This is a genomic window from Shewanella electrodiphila (genome assembly GCF_023283985.1).
GTDB classification, from domain to species: domain Bacteria; phylum Pseudomonadota; class Gammaproteobacteria; order Enterobacterales; family Shewanellaceae; genus Shewanella; species Shewanella electrodiphila.
In genome coordinates this window covers 34,747-60,728 of sequence record NZ_JAKIKU010000001.1, presented here as the reverse complement: position 1 = coordinate 60,728, position 25,982 = coordinate 34,747, and the positions used below count along the sequence as shown (strand labels likewise).

Sequence of the window (25,982 nt, the reverse complement as noted above, 5' to 3'; positions counted from 1 at the left end):
AAACGACTCAAGTTACAAACCGCTTTCAACCATGGCTTTAATCTCTTTTGCCTTAACAAAATGATCAAGTCGATGAGTTTCAATCCACCATGTAGCGGCTTCCATCAATAGCTCAGGATTGTCATTTTTGTTGGCAAAAAAAGCATAAAAAGATAAACCAACGTTATCGCCTTTTGCGGCTATTTTCTTATCGCAAACTTGAATAATCTTAGCTCTTAATGCGTCTCTCATTTTTATCCTTTTATTAAATCGGCTTTTACATCGGTAAATGCATTAAATCACTGTTCAAGAAATAGTTAACAAGCTAAGTCATAGCCAATAAGTTAAAACAAAGTCATAGAGAGTCAAAGAGAGTCATAGAAAGTCAAAGAGAGCTAAAGAATATCTAAAGCCTGTAATCCATTAGAATCGCATCTTCACGACCCGATTCTGCAGGGTAATAGCCTGTTCTACGACCTGACTCTACAAAGCCCAGTTTTTGATATAAGCCAATTGCCGCTTGGTTAGACTGACGCACCTCAAGCATGACAATCACAGCCTCGTGCTGTTTTGAGTCGCTAATAATATGATTCAGCAAGTGTAAACCTAAGCCTTTACCTTGAGACTGAGGTTTGATGCAAATATCTAATAAGGTCAGCTCATCAACTATTTGCTGCACTATCGCAAAGCCAATAAGTTGTTCACCTTCGTAAGCACCAAAAACGCGATACAGGCGGCCAAAACAGTCTTCTAGATTGGTTAAGCTCATAGGGTGACTATGTGCTTGGTTTTCAACACTAGACATCTCAGCAGCGTTTTCAGGGCTAAGAGGCTTAATCACTATAGAATTCGAGAATGAGCTAGTTTCTGACATAGTTTTTAAAATAGGTTTCTTAAAATAGGTTTCTTAAAAAAATAGTTAACTGTTACCACTGTTGAAATCACGATTAAGATGGCTGTAAGCTGGTTATAAAGATTGGACATCTCTTTATCCGAACAGCTTTTTACCAAAGCGCTTCTTTATCAAAACGCTTTATTATCAAAATAAGGATTTAATTAGGCTGCGGTTTTAGCAAGGTGTCGGTATATCTGTTGCCATAATTCGCGCTTAGCTTGATGACCAGTTTCAAGAGCAGCTAATGGTGCAGATACCAGCCAAGCGACTCTAGGGCGCACCTTTAATTTGCGCATATCCCACACCACTTGCATTCCTTTGACCATCTCAGTATCAAATTCACAATCGTTCAGGTCTACAGTCAGTAACCCCAAAATCTCTAGGACAATGGCATGCTGAGAAATATCAGTATCAGAATCTTGAATAATAAGATAAGGCTTACCTTTGGCATCAGCACTGCGCCAACGAGATACACCCATTGCATCTAAATAAGCTGTTCTATCCAAACTGGTCTCCAAAATGAGTAAGTGAACGCATAACTTCTTGATGAATAGAATAACAGTTCACTACTCGGTTTGTTACCCAAAAATAAAGCGATTAACGCTTTGGGCGCAATCGCTTTATCTGTAAACGGCTTATCTCTTGTGGCATTAGCATTATGGCTTAAGTCAGTGTAAAACTAAATAATCACCGAGCAAGATGCTTTAGAGGCTTCAACATCGGCATAGTTACATACTTTATTACGGCCAGTGCTTTTAGCTAGATACATGGCATTGTCTGCATGACCTGTTAGTGCTTCAACACTGTAACCAGATTGCACACTGTCAGTGACCCCAAAACTTGCAGTAATAGGGAACGTGTAACCGCTTGGGCTGCTATCAATATTGGCAATCGCCTTACGGTAATCTTCAGCAATCTTTAATGCCGTAACAGCATCGCAACGAGACAAGATAATACAAAATTCCTCCCCGCCTAAGCGAGCAAAAATATCATTTGTACGGCTTATATTCTTACAAGTATGGGCAACATTTTTAAGCACCCAATCACCACATGCATGGCCATAGTTGTCGTTGATAGTTTTAAACTTATCTAAATCAAACAGAATACAGCTAATGTTGTCTTGATTAACTTGGCAAGCAGACATCGCATCTTGCGCTGCCGTATTAAAATGGCCACGATTAAAAATTTGGGTTAAAGAATCAATTTGAGCGAGACGCTTCAAGCGTTTTTGATTTCTATTCGAGCGAATAGCCGCAATAGCCAACAAACTGATCACCATGATCAGCAAGGCCATAAACAAACGATTATTTTCAGTTTCACTTTCGGCTAAGCGCTGACTAGCTTGCAATAGTTTGTTTTGTTTGTTGAGTAATTCGATTTGGACTTTTTGTTCGACGGCTTTATGTTGGGCTAACTGAAAAGCGAGATATTTAGTTTTGAGATCGTCAAAGTAAGCTTTGTCAGCTTCTGCAAATTTTATGTAATACTTCAACGCTTCTTCGAAATCATTAGCGTCTAAAAACACTTTATAAAGAGCTTCATAAGCGATCATTTCTGGCTCAGTCTTATTCATTCCCTTACTAAGCTCGATTGTTTTTAACCCGAAATATTTAGCTTTAATAAAGTTTTCATCAGCAACATAGCCACTTGCTAAAAGTGAGTAATAATGAAATAAAGTTGGTACGTAATTTATCTTTTCTACTATAGATAATTGATTGTGCAATAAGTTAATAGCATCAACATTATTACCTTCTTGCAAATGTAGTTTGGCAATAAAGGAATGAATCACGCTTAGCCAAACATCTTCCCCCTCTCTAGTGCACGCCTCAATAGCCGATTGTATTTCAGGAGATTCGGTTGTCAGTCCCCCTAGATAAAACCTCGATTCAAGAATCAACTCTTCTGCTACACAGCTCCCCTTACCTTGCAAACTCAAACTATTTAATTTTTTTGCATATTCTAATGCTAATTCATATTGACCAATTTTATTATAAAAATATGAAATAACGGAAATTGCCATTTTGGTTAGCTTAGCATCTTTAACTAGATGTAAATCCGCCAATATTTTTTCTACATAGGTTAAGCCTTTGCTCCACTCCTTAGAAAGTGCCATTGTATTAAGCAAGGATACATTTGACCTTAATTTTAATTCGATATTTGCACTAGAAACACTTAATGATTTCCAAATATTTTGCGCTTCAGTAAAGTTACCTTTAAAAGCAATTTGATAAGCTAGTAGGTATTGAAACAAATCATCTTGTTCTTGGGTAAAGTTCTCTTTTTCAAGTTTTAATATTTCAATAAGTTCATTAAACTTTATTGCATCACTACTTCTAACTGCATCAGCTTGAGCTAAAACAGATTCCACATCAGTAACTTCATCAGCCCAAATTGGGCTAATGAAGAATAACTGTGAAATCAAAAACACTCTTACAAAAAAAATCATGCTAACAAGTAGCCTTTTAAGCCGCAATTTCAGTTTTGTCTTCTGCAGGTTTCTCTTCTGCTTCTTCTTCATCTGCAGGAAACAGTAAACAATATATATCTGGGCAAACATCTAACTGATTCACGATTGCCTGCACATCTTTATTGATTAATGCTTGTTTCAACTCATTGTTGATATCAGCTTTATTAATTGCTTTTTCAGAGCTTTCCTTTGAGTCTGTTAAAGTTGAGTCCTGTCCCATACGTTCTAACAGTTTTATAATACTTGACATCTTGTCTCCTTAAGGTTTATTTCTTGCCATCTTTATGGCTCTTTATTTACCATACAAAATAGTAATTATGCATACATAGTTTTTACGCTAACTCCTGCTGCGTAATCGCTTTTTCAACTTCAGCTAAACGAGCTAAAATTTTTTCATTCGGTTTCATTTCTTGACTGGGTGGAATAACTAAAGTGGTATGCATGTGAATTTCAGCGTCTTTCAATTCTGATATTGATAACCACTCCTCCCGAACACTATCAATTGGCAGTACTGCAGCCTCATATAAAATAACTTGATGCTCCAAAGGATATTTTTCTGCCAGCAATTCAATTAAGACCTGACGATGCGCAGCGCCTGTTGAGAATTTAGCCAATGACTTATCACCGGCTAACCCTATTTGCCATAAAATCAGGTAGCAAGATGGATCATATTCGCGCTTATAAAACATAAACTGACTGGCTTCAAACTGCTGACAACCGAAACGACCGGGATCAACCCCTAAATCAGCAATTAAACAATCTTCTGCTGAAATACCAGGGATCATACGAGCTTGATAGCCTTCAGCTTTCGCCATAGCAATTGACTTATGCGACGCTTGGGCAAATACCCCAGGGTGACCATAAAAAGCACCGACTACCTTTTGGCCTGCTCTAACCTCGGTCATCATCGCATCCACCATTTCTCGATAAGTAATTTGGCGATTTTTACCTTCTTGGTAATACTGCTGTAAACTGCGCACATCCGGATGCATTTCTTGTAACCAAAGTTCAGTGATACCATGAGATACAGCTGAAAACACAACATCAGCCTGTTCTATATAGCTCTTACTCAAAGGACAGATGTGCGCCCCTAACGTCATACCAATACCAACACAAGCCAAACTACCCGACATTTAATAGCTCTTTTTATAATTTAATAATCAACTGATTTGTTGCAAATAAGATAGCAGTTATTAATTTGTAATGGAATTGTACAAATCAAGTTTCAAGGTAAAATTCAATCTCAGTCTATCTTGCTGATTCTACTTTAAAACTTAATTTATCTTCAGCTATATCGAATTCTGTAAAACCCGCTTTAACTACAACACGTTTACTTGCTCTATTTTTCTGAGACGCATATGCAAAAATGGTTTTTAATCCTAGTTTTGTAAAACCATATTCAATCATCCCTGTTAATGCTTCTTCAGGATAAAATCGCCCTTGAACATTCCTAGCCAATATTAAACCAGCTTCGGCACTTCTTTTATCTTCATAGTGCATGGATAAATTTTGAATCCCACATGCTTCATTTGAACTTTTATCAACAATTGCCCATATAACTTGTTTGAATGGTGCTTCATTATTTAGCTTTATCGCGGTAAAGAATGATGACTTCGCTTTACTTTCCGTTAACGGTTCAGCAATAAAACGCATAATTTTAGGGTCTGTATATAAACTCACATATAAATCGATATCCTTTTCCTCAAGAAGTCTGATGCTTAACCTTTCTGTCTCAAAGTTATGAATGTTATCAGCCATAATTAAGAGTCACTTTGCTCAGCAAACCGAATCACGCCTGTTTCATGGGCAGAGCGATCAAAAATCACATAATAATCATTAAGCAGCGGTGTGCCTAATAAGCATTGATTTGGCCAGCGAGGTAGCTGACTCAATATTTTAAAACACGCTTTACCAGGACTTGGCGAGTTCAGCTGCCAGTAGTGCTCAGGCTTACAACTGATGGTAATCGCTTTATCGATGACTTCATTTTCTTTATCTGGACATTCGTTGGTGATTTCACCATCAAAAGTGAAATGCAGTGTTGGCCAATGGCTCAAATCATTGGGGTGATGACCCGTCATATCACGGCCTTTAAATAGCTCAGTCATATCAATCCCCTCTTCTTGCAAGCGGATATCTTTAAACGGGGTGACTAACTCCACAAACGCTTCTGATACATTGCTAAAGCCTTGTAACATAGCTTCATACAATAAGTTGGTTAGCAAAATTCCTGACACCCCAGTATCAATAATGGCGTTACTTTTATGGGAAGGAATGTATTTTTCTTGCAAAGCTGGGGCTGCGACAGGCGCTTGGTCGCCGACACTCATGGAGTACAATTTGACGTTGTAATAGCGATTATGAATAACATCAATGGTTTTAAACTTTCCCTGATATAACTCGGTATGCTCTTTGCCACCGCCTAGAATCAACCAGCCTTTGTTCAGTGGATCGGCTGCGATTTGCTCTTGGGTATAGTCATCTTTAGCAATATGAATACTTGAGCGCTTTGAATGAAAAGCAAAACGATTGTTGGTTAAACCGCTATTGTTAAGGCGGGTAAAATACGGCACAACGGTCTGTTGTGGCTGTTTTTTAAGAAACTTTCGAAAGCGTTTTAAATCTTCGCCGCTAAAGCGTTCTTGCTCGTCAGATCCATCACAACTCTTCGCGTCATGATCACTATGTGCAGGGCACACTGAGTTAGGTTCTAAAAATGGCCATGGGAATGTCGATGCAGGCTTAATTTCATGCTCTTCAATATAGGCAGATAAATCATAACTTTTGTTTAAGCCATAATAAGCAAGACCCAGTATTCCATCGGCATCGGCAAAGGTTTTTTGATGTTCTAATGAGGGCACAATTGCTACAGGGCATCCTTCTAAATCAAGCGGCTCATGAGCGAGGTTAAGATGCGGCACATGGGTTGTCGTATTTTTATCTAGTGAATCTTGCGCTAATAAATCATGTTTAAGCCCATCTTGGCTGACACTCACCTTGGTATGTACTAATGGTCCATCCCAGCCGCCTGCACCATAAATCACTTGCTGAGCAAATGGGCCAGATTGCAGTAGCTGATCATCGTGCGGTCTATAGACCTGCTTTTTAACCACTAAAGTACTGCTGCCTGTATCAACGATTAGATTTGCTGGACGACCTTCACTTCCAAGGTGCATTTGCACACAGTAGCCGCCTTTGGCAAACACATTAACTAGAGGTAATTTTACTGTACGTGTTTGAGAGCTAACGGTATCAATTACAGCATCTGAATCTGTAGCAGTATCAGTCGCATGAGCAACTTCAGCTTTAAGTGCTGAATTAACTGTAGAAGCTAGATTCTGTTTTGCATCTTCAAGATGCTGCTGCATTTGATTATGGTGATGACAGTGGCCTAATAGGTGTTGGTGGTGATCGTCTTCAGATGCTTGAATAGCGGCTTGTTGATTGAGCGCTTGCTCTTCTAAGATTGCCTTTTCTTCGGCTAGCGGGGCGCCGTTATTGCCTTGCTCACTCATTAAGCTTTTGCTTCCTTGCTATTGATACATTTTCTGCAGTATCGATAGATTCATAGCCATATTAAAATTTACGGCATGTAATTCATTAAGTTATGCCTTTTACTTTAAATTAACATGGTTACAGTTGTCACGAAATAGTTCTGTAAACTATGATTTTTTATCTGTGATTTTTACCTGTCTGCTGTAAATGTATCGAGCCAAATAAACTGAACCAAATAAACTGAAAACTGCCAAGAGTTAACATTCAGGCATAAAAAAAGCCTTAACAATAAGGCTTATTGGGGGGATTCGCGGGCATATACAAGCGAAAATTTAACGGTGTGTATTCATAGACCAGTACTAAATTGAATTCTGTTTTTTTTCCATATCGAGAAACTCGAAGCCGCGCTTTAAGAATTTGAATTCTTCTTTTTCAGGTAATAGTGTTATCAATGATGTTAACTCAGCAAAAATATGCTCAAGTGCTAATCGGTCTTTGTCTTTTAAATGATTAAAAATCAGCGGTCTTAATACCATACTGAAAATCATTGCAAAGTCTTCAAAACGTTGCTCATTAATGGCTGTGATATTCATTTGAACTTCTTCGATACACAGCGCGGCTAAAATTTCATTTTTATCACGGAAATTTTGGTAACAACAGGCTCTAGATAACCCACAAGCCTTAGGGACATCTGACATTGAAAAGTTAATCACCCCATGCTGTTTGATTAATTCTTTTGCTGCATTCAGGAGTCGTTGCTCTGTTGTCATAGTGGTCTCTGTAACACTTATATTTGTACAGTATATAACAACTGACTTTGCACTTGTATAGCCGCTAGTCTAGTCACTTAAACAGTCCTCTAGAGAACTTGAATTTTATCATATTCAGGTCCTACTAAAAACTAGACTTATCAATATCTAAAGCATACTTGGGAAATTGTGATGAGGTTAAATGTGGCTGAAAATACTGATGTGAAACTTCATTACGCTTAGCAGAATACATCGCAATATCGGCATTTTTCATCAGCGACTTTCTATCCTGCCCATCCTTGGGAAATTGGGCAATCCCAATGCTAGCACCAATAACAATCATGTGCCCAGAGCATGGAATATCAACGAGTAGAGCTTGTTCGATTTGTTTGGCTATTATTGAGATATTGCGATCCTGAGCATCAGGAATAATAATGGCAATCTCATCACCGCCAATTCTTGCAGCAAGTGCGTCTGCTGGTAACACGCTGTCTATACGTTCAGCCACAATCTGTAAAACTCTGTCCCCTTCTGAATGACCAAAAGTATCATTAATCATTTTGAAATTATTAATGTCTAACATCATGCAATAAAACGTCTCAGGTTCTTTTGCAATGAATTGATCAATACTTCGATAATACTGTTGACGGTTAGGTAGCCCTGTAAGCAAATCATGATTAGCTTGATGGTTTTTTTCTTGCAGTAAATTATCCATATTCTCGATTGTTTGCTTGCTCAAACGTGTCACCAAATAAACAAACCAACCTCCGGCAAAAAAGATCCCTGCTACAACCAATTGAATAAAATTAACGGTTTCCTGAGCCTTCAATAATAATGATAAATAACTAAAATAACTCACAATAAACAATGCGATTAGCATCAGCAGGGTTAGCCAACCTTTGCTGCTAAATTGAGAGTAAGCACAAATTTGATATGCAGGCTTTAAGGATAAACTCAGTCCAATTAACCCTAAAAGTACTAATATTGACGCGCTTAACCCCATAACCTCTCCACTTGCCTTTGCTTAATACTGCTTCTCAACTTTTTGTCTAAATCTTTTTTGTTTACACTTTTTGCCTAAACATCATGATTTAAATCAGAATACCGTTATTGTACTTAAATAGTCACTCGCTTGAATATTACACCAGTAACACTAGTAGCAAGTCGTTTAAGACATTTCTAGTGTAGCAGTTATCACGTTAGTTGCTTGCCATTCACCTGCTTAATGAATCTGTCGATTACGCATTAACATGTTTATTTCACTCTCGTTTTTCCACAAAAAAACAGTTAACATAAAATCAACAACAAAAATTAAATATTGTTCAATAGCTAAAAGACAAAACAATAAGAACATGGAACGAATTAGCACATGATAAATACCTACAAAAAGCTGCTTATCACTTGTATCTGTTTAGTCAGTTTCCCCGCGCTCAGCCAGAGTCAATTGATCAGTAACATTCATGGATATACTGTTCAAGATGGCAACCTCATCGAATTTAGAGCCTTGCAATTTGATGGTGACACCATCGAAAAAATATATACCGAACAAGACAACTTACCCTATAAAACCGAAGCTAATATCAATCATATTGATGGTAAAGGGCGCACTCTATTACCGGGCTTAATTGATGCTCACGGGCATGTATTGAGTTACGGTTTGAGCTTGATGCGAGCCCAACTTCGAGACAGTGAATCTGAGCAAGATGCTGTGAGTATCGTTGACAAATTTAGACAGCAACAATCATCACTAAACTGGGTACAAGGCAGAGGTTGGAACCAAGTATTATGGCCAAGCAAGCAATTTCCTACAGCCGCCTCTCTCGATAAGATATTTCCTGACACGCCTGTATGGTTAGTACGAATTGATGGGCACGCTGGCTGGGCAAATTCAGCAGCAATGGCAGTTGCTGGAGTCGATATCAATTCAATCAGTCCAGCAGGCGGCGAGATCCTTCGCCATAAAAATGGTCAGCCTACTGGCGTATTTATTGATAATGCCATGAGCTTAATTACCAACAATATCCCTAAACTGTCGATTGAAGAGCAACAAGCAGTGCTAGAAACAGCTTTAACCTCATTAGCAGAATTAGGGTTAACCAGTGTACATGACGCTGGGATTCAGTCTGATACCATTGCGGCTTATCAAGCTTTGGACTTACGCAGTAAAATGCCTATTCGCGTTTACGGCATGATTGACGCTGAAGATCCTGAATTTGATCAATTAATGGCTGCAGGACCATACCGTATCGATACCGATAAATTCCGTGTTAGCAGTGTTAAAATTTCTGCTGACGGCGCATTAGGCAGTCGCGGCGCTGCGTTAATTGAAGATTATAGTGACTTAAAAGGCCACAAGGGGTTATTGCTATATTCGCCACAAGCCTTAGGCGATAAGATTGAAAAAGCCATGAAAGCAGGGTTTCAGGTTAATACCCACGCAATTGGTGATAATGCCAATCAAATTGTTTTAGATCATTACCAATCATTAATTGCCAACAGTAACAGTCGCCATTTACGTCACCGTATTGAACATGCACAAGTATTGCAGCTCAGTGATATTTCTCGATTTGTTGAGCTCAATGTGATTGCTTCTATGCAGGCAACACATGCCACCAGCGATAAGAATATGGCAGAAGATAGAGTAGGCAACTCGCGAATAAAGGGCGCTTACGCTTGGCGAAAATTAATCAATGCGGGCGCTGTTATTGCAGCAGGTTCTGACTTTCCCATTGAGTCCCCTAACCCTTTTTATGGCCTTCATGCCTCTGTGACCAGACAAGACCATGACAATCAGCCGGTTGATGGTTGGTACCGTAGAGAAAGCATGACACTCACTGAAGCGCTCGCCAGCTTTACCACTAATGCCGCTTTTGCTGGTCATCAAGAAAAAGAGATTGGTCAGCTAAAACCAGGATTGAAAGCAGACTTTATCTTAATCGAAACCGATATATTCTCAGCCCCGGTTGAAGACATTTGGAAAACCAAAGTCAGCGAAACCTGGGTTAATGGACAACGAGTACATTGATACTCCTATGCTCGACTTGTTCAAGTCGTTACATCTAATTGAAATGCTAAGGGCAGATAAACCTTTATCTGTCCTTGTTTTCAACCTCTGTTGTTTCAGTCAATTCAGTGAACCTTTCATAAAGCTAGCAACCTGTTAGCCACCACAATCCATTCAACGTTCTAACAATATTTTTTAAAAAAATAACCCTTTTCTATATTGTCTGCGTTTATAGCAATAACAACGAATTTACTTTCTATTATTGCTGGAGCAATTATGACTCAATTAATCAATGTGAACACACTAAGAAAAACCTTGTTAAGTACATTAATCGCATCTGGGCTCGTTTACGGTTTAACAACCAATACCGCAATAGCCGCTAACTATGATTTCCCTCACTTAGAAACCGTTGGCACCAGCCAAGTTAAAGTAGCCCCTGATATGGCAGAGATTTCAGTACAAGTAAGCTTAACCAAAGATAACGCTAAAGAAGCTAAAACAGCGGTTGATGAAGCGGTCGTTAAGTTTATCAAACGCCTTAAACAGGCTGGTGTCAGTAAACAGGACATTCAAAGTGCAAACTTGCACATTCAACCGCAATATCATTACCCATCAAACCAACCTAAAGAATTAACCGGTTATAGTGCTAGCAGACAGTTGACGGTTAGCGTTAAAGAGTTAGCTAAGTTAAACGACATTCTGGATTCAGCTCTAGAAGAAGGCATTAATCGAGTGCAAAATATTGCTTTAAAATCATCCGATGAAACCCAAGCTATTGAGCAAGCAAGACAAGCAGCCATTAAAGATGCAAAGCAAAAAGCGCACTCTCTAGCGCAAGGTTTTGACCGTGAACTCGATGGCGTATGGGAAATACGTTACTTAACACAGCACCCAGTGCAACCCGTAATGATGAGAATGAGCGCAATGCAAAGTGATATGGCAGAAAGCTATCAATATGGTGAGGTGAGCGTTGAAGAACGTGTAGAAGTTATTTATCGCTTAAAATAACCCCTCATGAACTGGTGACCTAGCCGCTGCAGGTCACTTTGAGTTTCTTGTTTGTTTGCTCTAGTTAACACTATTACAAATTTATTGTCTCTTTTGCTTTTTTCTTGTTTCTAATCAATGTCTATATTGTCTTGCTGAATAAACTATGGCGCAATTTGGCGGTGAATAATTTAAAACCTTTCAAAAACCTTAATCACCTCAAAGCGGTCGTATTGTTTTATCCATACTAATTCAGTCAAGAGGACGCTTCATGAACATCGATTTATCCACTCAAATTGCTGGAACACAGCTAGACAGTTATTTGATGAATGCCTCTGGCCCTAAATGTACCACTTGGGATGAGTTGCACACCATTGCACTATCCAACTCTGCAGCCGTGGTAACCAAGTCTTGTACGATTGAATCGCGCGAAGGAAACCCTGAACCTAGATATCAAAACCTGCCATTAGGATCTATCCAGTCTATGGGGCTCCCCAACCTTGGATACAAAGCGTATTTAGAAATGGTGCCGCAATTAAAAGCCTTGGGGAAACCTGTCATTGTCAGTGTTTCGGGCTTTAGCGTTGAAGATAATATTGAAATGGTCACCGCGTTTCAAAACAGTGACGTCGATTTAATTGAAGTAAACTTTTCTTGCCCTAATATCCCTGGTAAAGCTCAAGTCGCTTATGACTTTGAACAGACAGACCAAGCACTTGCCGCGATTACCGCCTTAGGCAATAAACCTATTGGGATTAAATTAGCGCCGTATTTTGATATGTCACACTTTATTGCAGTGGCCAATATCATCAAGAAATACCCAGTAAAGTTCATTACCTGCATTAACTCTATCGGCAATACCTTAGTGATTGATCCACACACAGAGCAACCTATCATTAAACCTAAAGGCGGCTTTGGCGGTTTATGTGGAGATTACATTAAGCCTATTGGCCTTGCCAATGTGCGCGCATTTCGTGAACTGTTAGATGATGATGTTCAAATCATCGGGGTTGGCGGCATTAAAACCGGTATCGATGCGTTTGAATATTTATTAGCAGGCGCGGACGCGGTACAAATTGCTACTTGTTTTGAAAAAGAAGGCGAAGCTTGTTTCGAACGTATTGAGTCTGAGCTTGCTGAGTTTATGCAATCTAAAAACTATCAATGTATTGCTGATGCAAAAGGCAAACTAAAGCCACTATAAAACCCCTTAGCAAATCCATTTACATCGAATAGCCAGTTCATTTGTTCTGGCTATTTTTATGGCCATAACTAAAGTTAGAGCCAATAGCTATCACCAACATCCCCCAATTTCTCGCCAATTTATTAGCATTTACTAACCTATTTTATCGCTAAAATTTATTCGTTAAAGTCTGACTATTGATTAATAAGACTGTTAATATTGATTTAAATTAACAGCTTCACCACTTAAAACCTGACAATTGATAAACTTTCAGTAACCTACTATGCAATAAATAAAGCGCTTAATGAGCCTTAAGACTCAAACGTCGCAGGCATAACATAATAAATGGATACGACACGTGGTTAAAAAATTACTTTCAATGACCAGTTCAACACAAATGCTGATTGCCATGTTTGTCGGTTTTGCTGTTGGTATTTTCTTTGGCGAATCCGTTGGCTGGCTAAGTACCATAGGTAATGGTGTCATCTTATTAATGCAGATGACGGTTTTACCCTACATTGTTGTATCGCTGATTGGCGGTATTGGGAAACTGCAAAAAAGTACTGCTATCTTAATTTTTAGTCGCGCGGGACTTATCATGTTGCTGTTGTGGTTGGTCGGATTGGTGCTTACTGCATTAATGCCATTGTCATTCCCATTTGTAGAATCCGCCTCCTTTTTCAGTACCAGCATTATTGAACCTGTAGAACCGATTAATTACTTCAAGCTTTACATACCATCAAACCCATTTGAATCCATGGCTGCAGGTTATGTACCTGCTATGGTGGTATTTAGTATTGCGATGGGCTTGGCACTCATCGGCATGGAAGGTGATAATAAAAACCAAGTGCTTTCTTTCATGCACACCATTACCGAAACGTTCTCACGCATTACTCAAGGCTTAGTTAAAGTATTACCTATTGGTATTTTCGCTATGTCCGCAGCGGCTGCAGGAACGATGGGGGTCGATGAATTTGCCAGTATGCAGGTGTATTTAATCAGCTACTTTGTCTTGTGCTTATTGCTCACCTTTGTGATTTTACCTTGGATTGTTTGCTCACTAACACCGATTACATATATGCAAACTGTCAGCATTACTAAGGCAAGCCTAGTAACCGCGTTTGCTACTGGTAATATCTTTATTGTCATTCCCGTGATTATTGAAGAATGTAAGCAGATCATGCGTGAGCATAATAACCTTAGTGAAGACGGCTTAACCCTAATTGAAATTCTTGTACCTATTGCCTTTACCTTCCCAAATATCGGTAAACTCACGGTTATTTTGTTTGTTTATTTTGCTGGCTGGTTTAATGGTACCCCTGTTGATATCAGTGCTATTCCTTCCTTATCGATTAGTGGCCTGTTATCACTATTTGGCAGCGTTTATGTTGCAATCCCCTTTATGCTCGACTTAGTGCATTTACCTTCTGATTTATTCCAATTATTTGTTATGTCAGGCTTTATAACGGGTAAATTTAACTCTATTGCTGCGGTAATGAATTTATTCGCATTAACCTTACTGACAGTTTGTTTATTCCAAGGTTGTCTTAAAATTCGTGCGCCGCAATTAATTAAAATGTCTGGTGGTCTAGTGGCCAGTACCATAGTCACCATATTAGTGTGTCGAATTGGGATGGGGGTATTTATTACTAGCCCTGAAATCACTAGTGGCGTGATTGCCAATATGAAAGTAGCTGACAAAGTGCCTACTAAAGTCACCCGACAGTTCCCTGAAGTTGGCAAAACACCCTCTCAGCCAATAGTCGATGTACAAACGATCAGAAAGCGTGGCGTGCTAAGAGTCGGTTATATTCCAAGTAATGTGCCCTTTAGTTATTACAATAACTCAGGGCAATTGGTGGGCTTTGATTCTGCGATGGCCACTAAACTAGCCGAAGATTTACATGTTGATATCGAATTCATTCCTTTTCATAAAGATAAGCTTGCTGTGTCATTGCAAGCAGGCTTTTTTGATGTGGCTATGTCAGGGCTTGCCATGGATATCAAACAAATGGATCGCTTAAGTTACAGCGATCCAGTATTAGAACTCAATATCGCCATTGCCACTAAAGACCACCGCGTCAATAGCTTTAAAACCAATGAGTCGATTATGGCCATGGAAGATGTCACCGTGGCTTATGTTGAACATGATGACAAAATCAAAGAAGCCAAAAAGCAGTTGCCCCATCTTAAATTTGTCAAAATTGAAGGTTACAAAGATTTCTTCAGGCAGAAAAAAGACAAGTACGATGCTGTGGTTATCAGCGCAGAGGCAGGATCGGCCTGGACCTTATTCTTCCCTGGTTACGGCATTGCCATTTTAGAAGATAAAAACCGTTACCCTGTGGCTTATGCGGTGGCTCAATCGAACCAGTCATTACTGAACTATATTAATAATTGGCAAAAACTGCGTAAGGTCGATGGTCATCAACAAGAGTTTTATGACTATTGGATGTTAGGTAAAGGTGCCACTACACCTCAGCCTCGCTGGTCTATTATTCGAGACGTTTTACATTGGGTTGATTAACTTCTCAATCAACATTTGAACCCAAATAGTTTGCCTTAAAGCCTAATGTAACAATATACATTAGGCTTTTTAGTCTCTTAAAAGTGCTTATTTTCCCTTACCTTAAATTGTCATATTGTCGAATTACAGTATAAAGCGAAGGTTTTTTATTTATGCATAGTGCATTGTCATTATCTCGCTGAACAGATGCCCCATACAGTTAGATAGAAAAATATTGCAATATTCAAAAAGTTAACCTAAAAATAACATTACGATTATTATTCATAATTGCCATTTCATTGCGCTGAGCACGCTAGTAAGGATACGAGTGAAAAATGATGAATAAGTTACGCATAGGTATTGTCTGTCACCCAAGCATTGGTGGTTCTGGGTTAGTGGCCACTCAGTTGGGTATTGGCTTAGCAAAATTAGGTCATGAAGTGCATTTTATTGCCCATAAACGACCATTTAAGCTTATCCAAAATTATAGTAATGTTTACTTTCATGAAGTAGACGAAGTAAATTATCCTTTATTTGAAGGTCCACTACATACCTATTCGTTAACCGCCAAAATTGTCGAAGTCGTCGAACAATATCAATTACATTTGATCCACGCTCATTATTCTATTCCTCACTCTTTATGTGCATTTCTAGCCAGTAATATCTGCCAATATTCATTCCCGATTGTTACCACTATTCACGGAACTGATGTCACGATTGTCGGTCAAGATAATGCGATAAAGCGTTTAAATACCTTCAGCATGAATCAAAGTACCTTATTAACGACAGTATCCAATTTCCAGCGCCAATATATTCAGCAAGAGTTTGAAATAAACCAACCCATTAATGTGGTGCATAACTTTATTGATGCCAACGATTTTACCCCAGAGTTAGTTGACCAAAACCTAAGACGAACATTGGCAAATGATGACGAAAAAATCTTAATGCACGTTTCAAATTTCAGGCCGCTAAAAAACACCCAAACCGTCGTTAATGCTTTTAGTCAATTACACTGCGATGAAAAAGTCAGGCTAGTGCTGGTTGGTAGCGGTCCGGATATCGAAAAAATTAAACAGCAATGTAGTCAACTCAACATCTTAGATAGAGTCCGTTTTACTGGTTCAGTGAACAAGGTAGAACGCTATATTGCTAATGCAGACTGTTTAATTCAGCCAAGTTACCGCGAGTCTTTCTGTATGGTTATTCTAGAGGCAATGTCCTGTGGGGTGCCAACGGTTAGTAGCAATGTTGATGGCATTCCTGAGGTCGTCGAAGAAGGTGTAACTGGCTTTATGCATCCACCTGAAGATGCGCAAAGTATGGCTAGCACCATTAGCAAGATTTTTGCTGATAACCAGTACCAACAGCAACTTGGAAAAGCTGGGCGTGCAAGAGCGATTCAGCACTTTAATACTGAAATTAAAGTTAATCAGTATGTCGATTGCTACCACCAAACACTCGCGATTCATGGCCAAGCGCAACAGCTTGTTAGTTGCAGCTAACTCATTCAGTTAGTGTATTAGTCGCAAGCAATAGCAATATCACCATTCGCGAAATAGAGCATATAAAAGGATTCATATGGCAACGGCCACACCAGACAATGATAAAACAGATCCCACTAATAATACTGCACAAAGCCCAGAGCAAACACAGGCGGTTTCGCCCGCCACTAAAGAACCTAAAAAGAACAAACTCAGCATGTCGAGCTGGGTGTTACTCTCCTTTGCTGGCGGCATCATTGCAGGGCTATTTTTTGGCGAAATGCTCGCGTGGATGTCTGTAATTGGTGATGCTTTTATCAAGCTTCTACAAATGACCATCATCCCTTATATTATCGTGTCGCTTATTTCGAGTTTAGGCAGTTTAACCTTAGAGCAAGCAAAATCTCTGGGCGTTAAAGTGGGTAAATTGATGCTAGTCATTTGGCTATTGGGTTTGCTCAGTATGTATTTGATCAAATACACATTTCCTGAGTGGCAAGCGGGAGAGTTCTTTAGCTTAACTGCGCTCCAAGACCCTAATTCAGTCAATTTATTAGACTTATATATCCCATCTAACCCATTTTTTTCATTATCGAATAGTTACATCCCAGCCATTGTATTATTTTGTGTCGCCACAGGCATCGCGCTTATTTCGATTAAAGACAAAGAGTCTTTGATGCGTCCTTTGCAATTATTAGGTGAGTCTTTTAATAAGGTCACACAAAGCATTGTGATGCTCATGCCCATTGGCATTTTCGCCATGACAGCGGCCACCGCTGGCACCATGGATTTTGACGAGTTTCAAAAATTGCAGGTGTACTTTGTCGCTCATGTGGTAATGACGGTGATTTTGACCTATTGGGTGTTGCCGGCAATCATTATGGTGATCACCCCATTTTCCTACCGAGACATTACAGGTATTGCTAAAGACGCGATGATCACTGCATTTGCGGCAGGTAATATTTTCATTATTTTACCTTTACTCATTCAACGCACTAAAGAGCTATTCCATAAGTACAATATCGGTGATGAGCAAACCGATGATTACGCCAATATCATTATCCCTGTGGTCTTTAGCTTTCCTAATTTAGGTAAGCTCCTCACCATTGTATTTGTGTTATTTGCTGCTTGGTTTTCAGGTAAAGAACTCGATTTCCTCAGTTATTTTCCTATGTCTGTTAACGGGCTGATTAGCTTATTTGGTAGTGTCTATCTGACTATTCCGATGCTTCTTGACTCATTAGAATTATCATCTGACCTATTCCAGCTTTATATGGTGTCTAGTTTGTTCACCAGTCGATTTACTTCGCTATTAGCCGCAATGAATATATTTATTCTCGCCATCGGTGGCACAGCCATGCTGGCAGGTATTGCTAAAATCAGCATGAAGCGACTCATTCTTTGTAGTGCCATTACCCCAGTTGTTTTCGGAATCACGCTGCTAGGCACCAGTTGGGTATTGAGTAGTATCGTTGATACTGAATACAACATGGATGAAGTTGTTGCTCAAATGAGCTCTGCTGCAGAAGTGCCTGAAGAAATCACGGCTTTTAACTGGTCAGAAGAACTTGAAGTGAATGGCCCACGAACCATAGAGCAAATAAAACAAAGCGGGCTATTACGCGTTGGCTATAACCCTGTTCAAGTGCCTTTTTCCTACTACAATGCTGGTCAGGATCTTGTGGGGTTTGATATTGAAATGATGCGAAAACTTGCCGCTGAACTTGAAATTAAAGTGGCATTCATTCCTTATAACTCAGCCAATGTGCTGGATGGGATCAACAGTGGCTTATTTGATGTCACCATTTCGGGGCTACAAATGACCACCTTCCGTATTGGCTTTGTCGATTTCACTAATCCCGTACTCGATTTACACTACGCCTTTGTCGTGAAGGATTACCGAGCTGATGAATTTAAAACTGATCAATTAATCCATGAAGCTGAAAAGGTGAGAGTGGCCTCTGTCGGTGACTACTCCATCATTCCGCACATTCAAGAAAAGTTTGATAATGTTGAGTTTAGCTCTATCGACTCAGACAAGTTATTCTTTGAAGATGATGGTGAAAACTATGATGCCTTATTAATTAGTTTAGAAGCTGGCAAAACATGGACGATTTTATACCCCGAATATACTGCCATGTATAACCGTGAAGAAATTAAATCCTTCCCAGCTTCATACGCTGTAGCTAAAGGTAATCACTCGCTGCATACCTTCTTAAACAGTTGGTTATCCATCCAACAATCCTCAGGTTATGTCGACACACTTTATGGCTATTGGATTTTAGGTGAAAATGCCCAACCTAAAAAGCCTCGTTGGTCTGTCATCAAAGATGTTTTACATTGGGTCGAGTAAGCAACTTGAATCAATTAATGCTAATTGAGCCCTTATTTAGATAACCAAGCCTAACAGAGTTATTAAGACTCAATGAATGACAATGTTAGGCTGGTTGGTTTTTAAAGGTAAAGTGATTAGAGCCAAGCCAATTCACTATCAGCCCCACTAAGACTCCCACTGCAAAACTAATGATTTCAACTTGTATGCCAGTTAGAGTATTCGATGTAAATATTACAAGCTCTAGATCCTCTAACGTTAAAGTTGACGCCAGTAAATGCAAACGCATCAGATGAAAAGCCCCCAGGTTTGCCAGCGCTGATATTGCTGCAATCGTAATGACCCAGCGACATTGCTTAAGAGTGCTTAGTTGACTTCTTTCGCTAAATGTAAATTTTCGATTCCCAAACCAAGTTAACCCTAGCCCAACCATAAATGCTAAAGTTCTGGCTACAAAAGGCTGCCAAGCAGCAAGTTCAATCAAGCTTAAATAAATAGATAAATCAACAATGAAGCTTCCACCACCCACCAGTAAAAATGAAACCAGAGGATTCATTTTTACTGCTGATATGGATAAGCCAGTCATTAATGCTCACCACATAACATGAGTACTTTTTTGCGCGTTTCAGATTCAAGCAAACAACTTTCTAAGACATCTTGTTCTTTTAGTTGCTGTTTGCTCACAACAATGTAATAAGGACGTAGATTTAACTGCTGTAGTTGCTCTTCATCATTCACGACTACCGCTTTGCCCTCACTGTAATAGCGCGAAGAGAATGGTTGTTTGAACCAGTAATATACGGGTAAATCAAATACTCTTTGATTCAACAGCCACTTATCACTTTTCTCTTTGCTCACACCAGAATTAAGTACCACTAGCGCCGTAATTAATAACAATGGAATACTGCTAGAAATCATCACAAATTGGCTAATCTGTTGATTACGCCAGGCATAAGCAATAAGCAAAGCCAGTGCTGGTGTAGCAGGTAAAACATACGCAGGTAAAATATTGCCTGCAAAGGTAAATAAAATCAGTGGTGCTGCCATCCAACACAGTAAAAACTTAGTAAAGTCATCAAAACCTTTTTGCTGATACTCTTCAGTTGCTTGACTAGCTTCATGCCCAGTTTCTTGTCTAGCCTTTTGTTCAATTAACACATTCGCCTTCTGGTAGAGTCGATATAAACCGCGAGGTATAAATAACGACCAAGGCACACAAGCAGCTACAAAGTAAATCCAAATGGTACCGCGGACTTCATCATGTGCGCTGCCGTATAAGTCTCCTTTCCACCCACTGTCCACGAATCGAGACCAATGCTCGCCAACAATAAAGTATTGAATAAATCCTGGAGTTGCTTGTTCCGCCATCACATACCAAGGCATGGTCAATGCGAGCAATAACAATAGCCCTGTGAACAATGGAATTCGCAGCCATAATTGAGCCCACATCTTAATTGGACCAAGGGTCCACAACAGCCACAAAAAAGTGGCGATACCAAAAATGGCGATAGCAACCGGCCCTTTGGCCATCAAACCAATGGCCAATCCAATAAAGCCCATATAGCCCCACAAATACTGACCTTGCCAAGCCAAGTAAAAACTGACAAATGCTAGCGTTAGTCCCAGTAATAATCCCATATCGGTCATCACTGTTCCCATACAAACGTAAAATGCCACAGTTGTGGTTAACATAGTCGCTACTTTGAAACCATTAATCGCGAATGTTTTTGCCAGCTTTACCACCAGCAATAAAACAACTAGTCCAACTAAAAAATGCGGTAACCTTAGAAAAAATTCATTGTTACTAAACAATTCTATAAAGCTGGCACTCAACCAATTTTGTAAAGGAGGCTTGCCCCAAAAAGGCACACCATAGTCAAATTGTGGGGTTAACCAATTGCCCGTTTCAGACATTAATCTAGCCATTTCCCCATAACGTGCTTCAGTGGTATCCATCAATGGATATAATGCCAATGACAATAAACGGATCAATAATGCAGCAACCAGCACCACTGCGATCTTGGGGTAATATTGTAGGGCTAACAACTTTGACTTCATTTGACATTTTCCAAGTTAAACTGATATTGATTAAAACTTTTAGGCTGTACAAATTGCTGTTGTCTGCTTAGAACAATATCTTGGAAACCTTGTGTGTTTTGTCTTTTGCTCTCAGCCAATTTAGATGTAGGTGCTAACCTAGACTTTACTAAATTCCCTTTTTTAGGCGTTTGCAAAGCAAACTGATTACCCGGTTTGTTTAACTTACTATTTACGCAAGCATGCTGAAATGGAAAAACAGTATGGGGAATACTCTGCTGATGATAGACATCCTCAACAATAAACACTGGGCGCTGCTTCACTTCCATAAATACTCGACCTAAGTATTCTCCAATTAACCCCAGTGCTAATAACTGAATGCCTGCTAAAAATAACTGAACTGCCATCATTGAAGCATACCCTGCAACGGCTTCACCATAGACTAAAGTTTTTAGTACGATCCAAGCACCATAAACTAAAGAGCTCAGCCCAATAGTCACACCAAACCAAGTAGCTAATCTAAGCGGCTTAAAGCTAAATGAAGTGATCCCATCCATCGCTAACCCCACTAATTTGCCGTAATTCCACTTTGTTTCACCGACACTACGAGGGTCGCGATCAAACTCTATGGTAGTTTGGGTAAACCCTGGCCAACTTAAAATGCCTTTCATAAATCGGTTACGTTCAGGCATGGCATTGATATGATCAATAACCTGCCTACTCAGCAACCTAAAGTCGCCTACATTCTCCGGCACAGGAGAGTCAGACATCCAATTCATTAAGCGGTAAAAACAAGCTGCTGAAAAGCGTTTAAACCAAGTTTCACCCAAGCGCTTTTTACGGCGCATATTGACAACTTCATAGCCAGCTCGCCATGCTTGCAGCATTTGAGGAATAAGCTCTGGTGGGTCTTGTAAATCTGCATCCAGCAAAATGATAGCGAGTCCTCTTGCCTGTGCAAGCCCCGCTGACATCGCAGCTTCCTTGCCAAAGTTACGGCTTAGTTTTATACATTGATGTTCACAATCACTTAAGCGCAGTTGTTGAAGTAATGCCCATGTCTCATCAGTGCTGCCATCATCAATAAAGACTAATTCACAGCGGTCGTTTATTTGTGATAGCACGCTATTAAGGCGTGTCATCAATACATCAAGACTTTTTGACTCGTTAAACATGGGAATGATGATCGAAACACAGATTTCAGATGGGTTTTTATCATAATTTGAATGATGCATGCGCTATTCCTACAGAACAAAATATGCCAACATCTTGAAGTAGTGATAGTGTAAAAAATGTCATTGACATTTTTTCGACAAAAAATTTGTAACAATAGCGCTGATTTATTCACTCTTTATTGCCAGTGCCACTCATGATAGACAAGCTCAAGCAGGAACTTAGCCGCCAATGAAACTACTTATCATTGAAGACAACCACGATGTCGCAGGTATTTTAGGCGATTTTTTTGAAGCTCAAGATGCTGACCTTGATTACGCGACTAATGGTGAACTTGGGCTCAGTCTCGCACTTGAGGATGATTTTGACGCCATCATTTTAGATTTAATGCTCCCTAAAATGGATGGACTAACCTTATGTCGTTCGCTGCGAGAGCAAGGCTGCACGACGCCAGTACTTATGCTTACTGCACTGGATAATAAAACTGACCTCATGACCGGCTTTGATAGCGGCGCTGATGATTACTTGGGTAAACCTTTCGATTTAGATGAACTTGATGTACGCATAAAAGCATTGATTAAAAGACATAGAGGTAAAGTGGCTCAAGCAACGCTTAGGTTTGGTGAGCTTGAACTCAACATTGCCCAGCATCAGGTTAAGCGCCGAGGCATGAAATTGGCGTTAACGCCAACGACGTACCAAATTTTATTATTACTCATCAAAAATGCCCCTAATGTCGTGACTCGCGAGCAGCTTATCGATGAAATCTGGGGACAGCACCCACCGGGAAATGACATTTTACGAAGTCATGTTTATCAATTAAGAAATCAACTCGATAAACCATTTGAGCAGCCCATGCTAATGACCGTACCCAAAGTCGGTTTACGGTTAAGCCAAGGAGAATGACCTTGAATTCAAGAAGCATATCAAGTGCCCATGCAACCACTAGTAATAGTTCAACTCAATCTTTTGTTGGTCGTCTGTCAGTCTATTTTGTATTAATCGGTCTGTTAGCATCTGGGATGATTTACCTGATGATGATATATATGCTGCAGTGGGTTGAAGATGAGGTCAGTCTTAATAATTTACGTGACAGTGCTCCTTTCGTTATTAAACAATTTCAAAAAGGCGTCCCAGAGCCTTTAGTATTACCGCCCAATATTACTGCTTTTTACAGCAGCGACTTTATTCCTTCTCACTACGGGGAGTTGCAAAATTATCCGTTGGGCTTTAATGGTGAAATTAATGATGACCTTTCAGAGTTATTTTTATACCGTTCTGAGTTTGTATTAAATGGCCAAATGTCCCAGCTTTATATCACTATGCCTGCTGAAAACATTGAGCTCAGCAGCGCCCAATGGACAGGTATCAATACCTTTGTTATTGGTTTTACTATTGGGTTAATACTGCTATTTAGTTACGCGATCATAAAATTGTTTAAACGACTCATTGAGCCCATCAACCAATTGAGCCTGCAGTTAGGTAATAGCATTACTCCTGAAGCTTTCAGTGTCAGTCAAAGTGCTGCCAAAGAGTTTGGTATTTTGACTGACAGTCTCAATCGTTACCGTCAGCAAAATGAAACTTTAATAAAACAAGAACAAGCTTTTGCAAGGTATGCCAGTCATGAGCTACGAACCCCTCTTAGTATTGTTCTAGGTTCGGCCAAATTACTTGCTCAAAAACCTGATGAAGACTTTCAACTTCGACAGCGGGAACGTATTACCCGTGCGGCTCAAGATATGCAGAATACCGTAGAAGCTTTATTGAATATTGTTAAACAAGAAAAGTCTTCCCATGAAAACTCGCCGCGACTATTAACAGAACAAGAGTTTACTCAAACACTTGAAACCACCGTCAATCAGGCAAAAAAATTAGCCATTAAAATCTCTGTTGAGTGGCACAGTTCGCCTACTGTTCAGCCAAATTCAGCGGTAATAAAGATGCTGTTAACCAATTTAGTCAACAATGCGATAAATGCCCGTTGCGAGCAGTTACCAGAGGGAGAAAAAAGTTGGATTAACATTGCTGTCTTCGATAAAGAAATTATTATTGAAGATAATGGCCAAGGCTTATCGGATAGTGAAAAAGGTCATCAAAGAAGTGATTCTGGAGGCCACGGACTAGGGCTGACAATAATCGATACTTTATGCCAGCGCTACAATTGGCAGTTTACACTTGCTTCAAACCAACCTAGGGGTTGTATCGCAACGTTAGTCTTACCGAAGCTGGCAGTGTAAGTGAGAGTGTAATTGAGAATGAGAGTTAGAGTTAATGCTGACTTAGGGTTAAGTCAGCATTACCTCTACGTCATCTACACTGATTTATTGTTTATGAATGTCGCCAGACTTCATCACAAACTGCACATTAAGTAATGCATCGATTTGGGTTAATGGACTCACTTTCATCGCGATAACATCAGCTTGTTTACCTTGCTCTAAGGTGCCGATTGATTCTGACATCCCCACTAAGTCAGCGCCATTAATGGTGGCAGAAATTAAAATATCTTTGTTCGACATACCTGCTTGAGACATCAGTACCGCTTCTTTAGCGCTATCACCATGACGAGACACACCACTGTCAGTTCCAAAAGCAATCTTTACGCCTTTTTTATACGCATTGCCGAAGTTATTTTGCATGTCATTACCCACACGAATCGCTTTCGCTTTAATCGCATCAGACATAAAGTTGCCTTTCGAGTTCGCCATTTGCACTACAGTATCACCAGCCAATAAAGTCGGAACTAAATAAGCTCCAGACTTTTTAAATAATTTAATTGACTCTTTATTGGCATAACTGCCGTGTTCAATGCTATCAACACCCGCCCGTAGAGCAGCATTAATACCTTCAGCAGCATGGGCATGACTGGCAACCTTGCGACCTAATGCGTGAGCGGCATCAATCACTTCTTTTAATTCATCATTGGCCATTTGCTGACCTGTACCAGTATTGGTATCAGACAACACCCCACCTGTTGAGGTTATTTTAATGACATCTGCACCATATTTAATTGCACGGCGAGTCGCGCGGCGACAATCAAAAGGGCCATCACAAATGGTTTTAGAGGTCAGCATATCCAATAAATCTGGGCTTTTACCGTCCACATCTCCATGACCACCTGTGACCGACACACCGCCTGATGCAACAATTCTTGGACCAGGCAACCAGCCCTTATTGATTGCGTCACGCAGTGCATAAATTTGTTCTGGTTTGGCGCCTAAATCACGTACTGTAGTAAAGCCTGCCTGTAAGGTCTTATTTGCAAAATATGCACTTCTCATTGCCACATCGGCATCTGACATCCGGAGCGCTTCACTGTCATTTTTAGGCCCTATTTCACCTTGTAAATGCACATGCATATCCATCAAGCCTGACATGACAAAACTGTCTTTTAAATCTATATATTCAACGGTATCAGTCGCTATTACCTTATCTTTTGATAAAGTGACATAGCCCTTTTTTACTTCAGTAATTTTGTCATCTCTAATGATCAATGAGTATTGCTGCAATGGTTTTTTACTGGCAACGGTTAACAGCTCACCGGCATGAATAACCTTATAATCAGCTGCGTTTACAAAGGGAGATATTGCGCAAACTAGTATCGCTATTGATGAATAGCCTAGGCGCTTTGTTAAACTGTCATGTCTCGTATCGTGTAGTGTTCTTGTCAACATTTGATTCCCTTATGCCCATT

At 39.8% G+C, this 25,982-nt stretch carries 22 protein-coding genes; 8 read left to right on the top strand and 14 right to left on the bottom strand.

Going from position 1 to position 25,982, the window contains the following annotated elements; all coding sequences use genetic code 11:
- Positions 1–12 precede the first annotated feature (12 nt).
- The 10 genes from L2737_RS00255 to L2737_RS00210 form a co-directional block, all read right to left on the bottom strand.
- On the bottom strand, positions 13–231 hold the full coding sequence (locus tag L2737_RS00255) for a DUF6500 family protein (protein ID WP_229370641.1): 219 nt from the start codon (positions 229–231) through the stop codon (positions 13–15).
- 154 nt (positions 232–385) lie between these two features.
- Positions 386–823: a ribosomal protein S18-alanine N-acetyltransferase gene (gene rimI, locus L2737_RS00250; RefSeq protein WP_428848367.1), complete on the bottom strand. Its 438-nt coding sequence runs from the start codon at positions 821–823 to the stop codon at positions 386–388.
- A 212-nt stretch (positions 824–1,035) separates the two neighbouring features.
- Positions 1,036–1,380 (bottom strand): hypothetical protein, encoded by a 345-nt coding sequence (locus tag L2737_RS00245; protein WP_248954395.1) that lies wholly within the window; start codon positions 1,378–1,380, stop codon positions 1,036–1,038.
- Positions 1,381–1,553: 173 nt separating this feature from the next.
- Complete coding sequence (locus tag L2737_RS00240) at positions 1,554–3,320, bottom strand: GGDEF domain-containing protein (protein ID WP_248954394.1); 1,767 nt, start codon at positions 3,318–3,320, stop codon at positions 1,554–1,556.
- A 16-nt stretch (positions 3,321–3,336) separates the two neighbouring features.
- Positions 3,337–3,591 carry a hypothetical protein gene (locus L2737_RS00235; RefSeq protein WP_248954393.1) on the bottom strand — a complete coding sequence of 85 codons (255 nt, stop codon included), beginning with the start codon at positions 3,589–3,591 and terminating at the stop codon, positions 3,337–3,339.
- A gap of 82 nt (positions 3,592–3,673) precedes the next feature.
- Complete coding sequence (locus L2737_RS00230; RefSeq protein ID WP_248954392.1) at positions 3,674–4,474, bottom strand: SAM-dependent methyltransferase; 801 nt, start codon at positions 4,472–4,474, stop codon at positions 3,674–3,676.
- A gap of 115 nt (positions 4,475–4,589) precedes the next feature.
- Positions 4,590–5,099 (bottom strand): GNAT family N-acetyltransferase, encoded by a 510-nt coding sequence (locus L2737_RS00225; RefSeq protein WP_248954391.1) that lies wholly within the window; start codon positions 5,097–5,099, stop codon positions 4,590–4,592.
- A 2-nt stretch (positions 5,100–5,101) separates the two neighbouring features.
- Entirely contained in the window at positions 5,102–6,856 is a 1,755-nt protein-coding gene (locus tag L2737_RS00220; protein WP_248954390.1) for a pepsin-like aspartyl protease, read from the bottom strand.
- Positions 6,857–7,195: 339 nt separating this feature from the next.
- Positions 7,196–7,606, bottom strand: a complete 411-nt coding sequence (locus tag L2737_RS00215) for a TetR/AcrR family transcriptional regulator (protein WP_248954389.1) — start codon at positions 7,604–7,606, stop codon at positions 7,196–7,198.
- Positions 7,607–7,730: 124 nt separating this feature from the next.
- Positions 7,731–8,588, bottom strand: coding sequence for a GGDEF domain-containing protein (locus tag L2737_RS00210; protein WP_102528105.1), 858 nt, complete (start codon positions 8,586–8,588; stop codon positions 7,731–7,733).
- A 366-nt stretch (positions 8,589–8,954) separates the two neighbouring features.
- Between L2737_RS00210 and L2737_RS00205 the strand changes: the two genes are divergently transcribed.
- The 6 genes from L2737_RS00205 (at position 8,955) to L2737_RS00180 (ending at position 19,099) form a co-directional block, all read left to right on the top strand.
- Positions 8,955–10,610 carry an amidohydrolase gene (locus L2737_RS00205; RefSeq protein WP_248954388.1) on the top strand — a complete coding sequence of 552 codons (1,656 nt, stop codon included), beginning with the start codon at positions 8,955–8,957 and terminating at the stop codon, positions 10,608–10,610.
- A 255-nt stretch (positions 10,611–10,865) separates the two neighbouring features.
- On the top strand, positions 10,866–11,597 hold the full coding sequence (locus tag L2737_RS00200) for an oxidative stress defense protein (RefSeq protein WP_248954387.1): 732 nt from the start codon (positions 10,866–10,868) through the stop codon (positions 11,595–11,597).
- A gap of 250 nt (positions 11,598–11,847) precedes the next feature.
- Positions 11,848–12,780, top strand: coding sequence for a dihydroorotate oxidase (locus tag L2737_RS00195; protein WP_102528108.1), 933 nt, complete (start codon positions 11,848–11,850; stop codon positions 12,778–12,780).
- Between the two features lie 337 nt (positions 12,781–13,117).
- Complete coding sequence (locus tag L2737_RS00190) at positions 13,118–15,286, top strand: cation:dicarboxylate symporter family transporter (protein ID WP_248954386.1); 2,169 nt, start codon at positions 13,118–13,120, stop codon at positions 15,284–15,286.
- A 314-nt stretch (positions 15,287–15,600) separates the two neighbouring features.
- Entirely contained in the window at positions 15,601–16,767 is a 1,167-nt protein-coding gene (gene bshA, locus L2737_RS00185) for an N-acetyl-alpha-D-glucosaminyl L-malate synthase BshA (RefSeq protein WP_229370655.1), read from the top strand.
- A gap of 76 nt (positions 16,768–16,843) precedes the next feature.
- On the top strand, positions 16,844–19,099 hold the full coding sequence (locus L2737_RS00180) for a cation:dicarboxylate symporter family transporter (RefSeq protein WP_248954385.1): 2,256 nt from the start codon (positions 16,844–16,846) through the stop codon (positions 19,097–19,099).
- Between the two features lie 85 nt (positions 19,100–19,184).
- On the opposite strand, the gene L2737_RS00175 is transcribed toward L2737_RS00180, so the two are convergent.
- Genes L2737_RS00175 through L2737_RS00165 form a run of 3 tightly spaced genes read right to left on the bottom strand, consistent with a single transcriptional unit; the run spans position 19,185 to position 22,350 of the window.
- Complete coding sequence (locus L2737_RS00175; RefSeq protein ID WP_248954384.1) at positions 19,185–19,664, bottom strand: GtrA family protein; 480 nt, start codon at positions 19,662–19,664, stop codon at positions 19,185–19,187.
- Positions 19,664–21,136, bottom strand: coding sequence for an ArnT family glycosyltransferase (locus L2737_RS00170; RefSeq protein WP_248954383.1), 1,473 nt, complete (start codon positions 21,134–21,136; stop codon positions 19,664–19,666). The genes L2737_RS00175 and L2737_RS00170 overlap by 1 nt, the downstream gene beginning before the upstream one ends.
- Positions 21,133–22,350 carry a glycosyltransferase family 2 protein gene (locus tag L2737_RS00165; protein ID WP_248954382.1) on the bottom strand — a complete coding sequence of 406 codons (1,218 nt, stop codon included), beginning with the start codon at positions 22,348–22,350 and terminating at the stop codon, positions 21,133–21,135. Before L2737_RS00165 ends, L2737_RS00170 begins: the two co-directional genes overlap by 4 nt.
- 169 nt (positions 22,351–22,519) lie before the next feature.
- On the opposite strand from L2737_RS00165, the gene L2737_RS00160 reads away from it, so the two are divergent.
- A complete protein-coding gene (locus L2737_RS00160; RefSeq protein WP_248954381.1) occupies positions 22,520–23,194 on the top strand; it encodes a response regulator transcription factor in 675 nt (224 codons plus the stop codon).
- A 2-nt stretch (positions 23,195–23,196) separates the two neighbouring features.
- Positions 23,197–24,528 (top strand): sensor histidine kinase, encoded by a 1,332-nt coding sequence (locus L2737_RS00155; RefSeq protein ID WP_248954380.1) that lies wholly within the window; start codon positions 23,197–23,199, stop codon positions 24,526–24,528.
- Between the two features lie 84 nt (positions 24,529–24,612).
- Here the strand turns inward: L2737_RS00155 and L2737_RS00150 are convergent, their stop codons facing one another.
- Positions 24,613–25,962 (bottom strand): metal-dependent hydrolase family protein, encoded by a 1,350-nt coding sequence (locus tag L2737_RS00150; RefSeq protein ID WP_248954379.1) that lies wholly within the window; start codon positions 25,960–25,962, stop codon positions 24,613–24,615.
- Positions 25,963–25,982: the final 20 nt, after the last annotated feature.

What these genes read in the sequence shown, in the direction of transcription:
- L2737_RS00255 (WP_229370641.1), bottom strand. Translation starts at nt 231, where the DNA reads ATGAGAGACGCATTAAGAGCTAAGATTATTCAAGTTTGCGATAAGAAA.
- L2737_RS00240 (WP_248954394.1), bottom strand. Translation starts at nt 3,320, where the DNA reads ATGATTTTTTTTGTAAGAGTGTTTTTGATTTCACAGTTATTCTTCATT.
- L2737_RS00235 (WP_248954393.1), bottom strand. Translation starts at nt 3,591, where the DNA reads ATGTCAAGTATTATAAAACTGTTAGAACGTATGGGACAGGACTCAACT.
- L2737_RS00230 (WP_248954392.1), bottom strand. Translation starts at nt 4,474, where the DNA reads ATGTCGGGTAGTTTGGCTTGTGTTGGTATTGGTATGACGTTAGGGGCG.
- L2737_RS00225 (WP_248954391.1), bottom strand. Translation starts at nt 5,099, where the DNA reads ATGGCTGATAACATTCATAACTTTGAGACAGAAAGGTTAAGCATCAGA.
- L2737_RS00220 (WP_248954390.1), bottom strand. Translation starts at nt 6,856, where the DNA reads ATGAGTGAGCAAGGCAATAACGGCGCCCCGCTAGCCGAAGAAAAGGCA.
- L2737_RS00215 (WP_248954389.1), bottom strand. Translation starts at nt 7,606, where the DNA reads ATGACAACAGAGCAACGACTCCTGAATGCAGCAAAAGAATTAATCAAA.
- L2737_RS00210 (WP_102528105.1), bottom strand. Translation starts at nt 8,588, where the DNA reads ATGGGGTTAAGCGCGTCAATATTAGTACTTTTAGGGTTAATTGGACTG.
- L2737_RS00205 (WP_248954388.1), top strand. Translation starts at nt 8,955, where the DNA reads ATGATAAATACCTACAAAAAGCTGCTTATCACTTGTATCTGTTTAGTC.
- L2737_RS00200 (WP_248954387.1), top strand. Translation starts at nt 10,866, where the DNA reads ATGACTCAATTAATCAATGTGAACACACTAAGAAAAACCTTGTTAAGT.
- L2737_RS00195 (WP_102528108.1), top strand. Translation starts at nt 11,848, where the DNA reads ATGAACATCGATTTATCCACTCAAATTGCTGGAACACAGCTAGACAGT.
- bshA (WP_229370655.1), top strand. Translation starts at nt 15,601, where the DNA reads ATGATGAATAAGTTACGCATAGGTATTGTCTGTCACCCAAGCATTGGT.
- L2737_RS00180 (WP_248954385.1), top strand. Translation starts at nt 16,844, where the DNA reads ATGGCAACGGCCACACCAGACAATGATAAAACAGATCCCACTAATAAT.
- L2737_RS00175 (WP_248954384.1), bottom strand. Translation starts at nt 19,664, where the DNA reads ATGACTGGCTTATCCATATCAGCAGTAAAAATGAATCCTCTGGTTTCA.
- L2737_RS00170 (WP_248954383.1), bottom strand. Translation starts at nt 21,136, where the DNA reads ATGAAGTCAAAGTTGTTAGCCCTACAATATTACCCCAAGATCGCAGTG.
- L2737_RS00165 (WP_248954382.1), bottom strand. Translation starts at nt 22,350, where the DNA reads ATGCATCATTCAAATTATGATAAAAACCCATCTGAAATCTGTGTTTCG.
- L2737_RS00160 (WP_248954381.1), top strand. Translation starts at nt 22,520, where the DNA reads ATGAAACTACTTATCATTGAAGACAACCACGATGTCGCAGGTATTTTA.
- L2737_RS00150 (WP_248954379.1), bottom strand. Translation starts at nt 25,962, where the DNA reads ATGTTGACAAGAACACTACACGATACGAGACATGACAGTTTAACAAAG.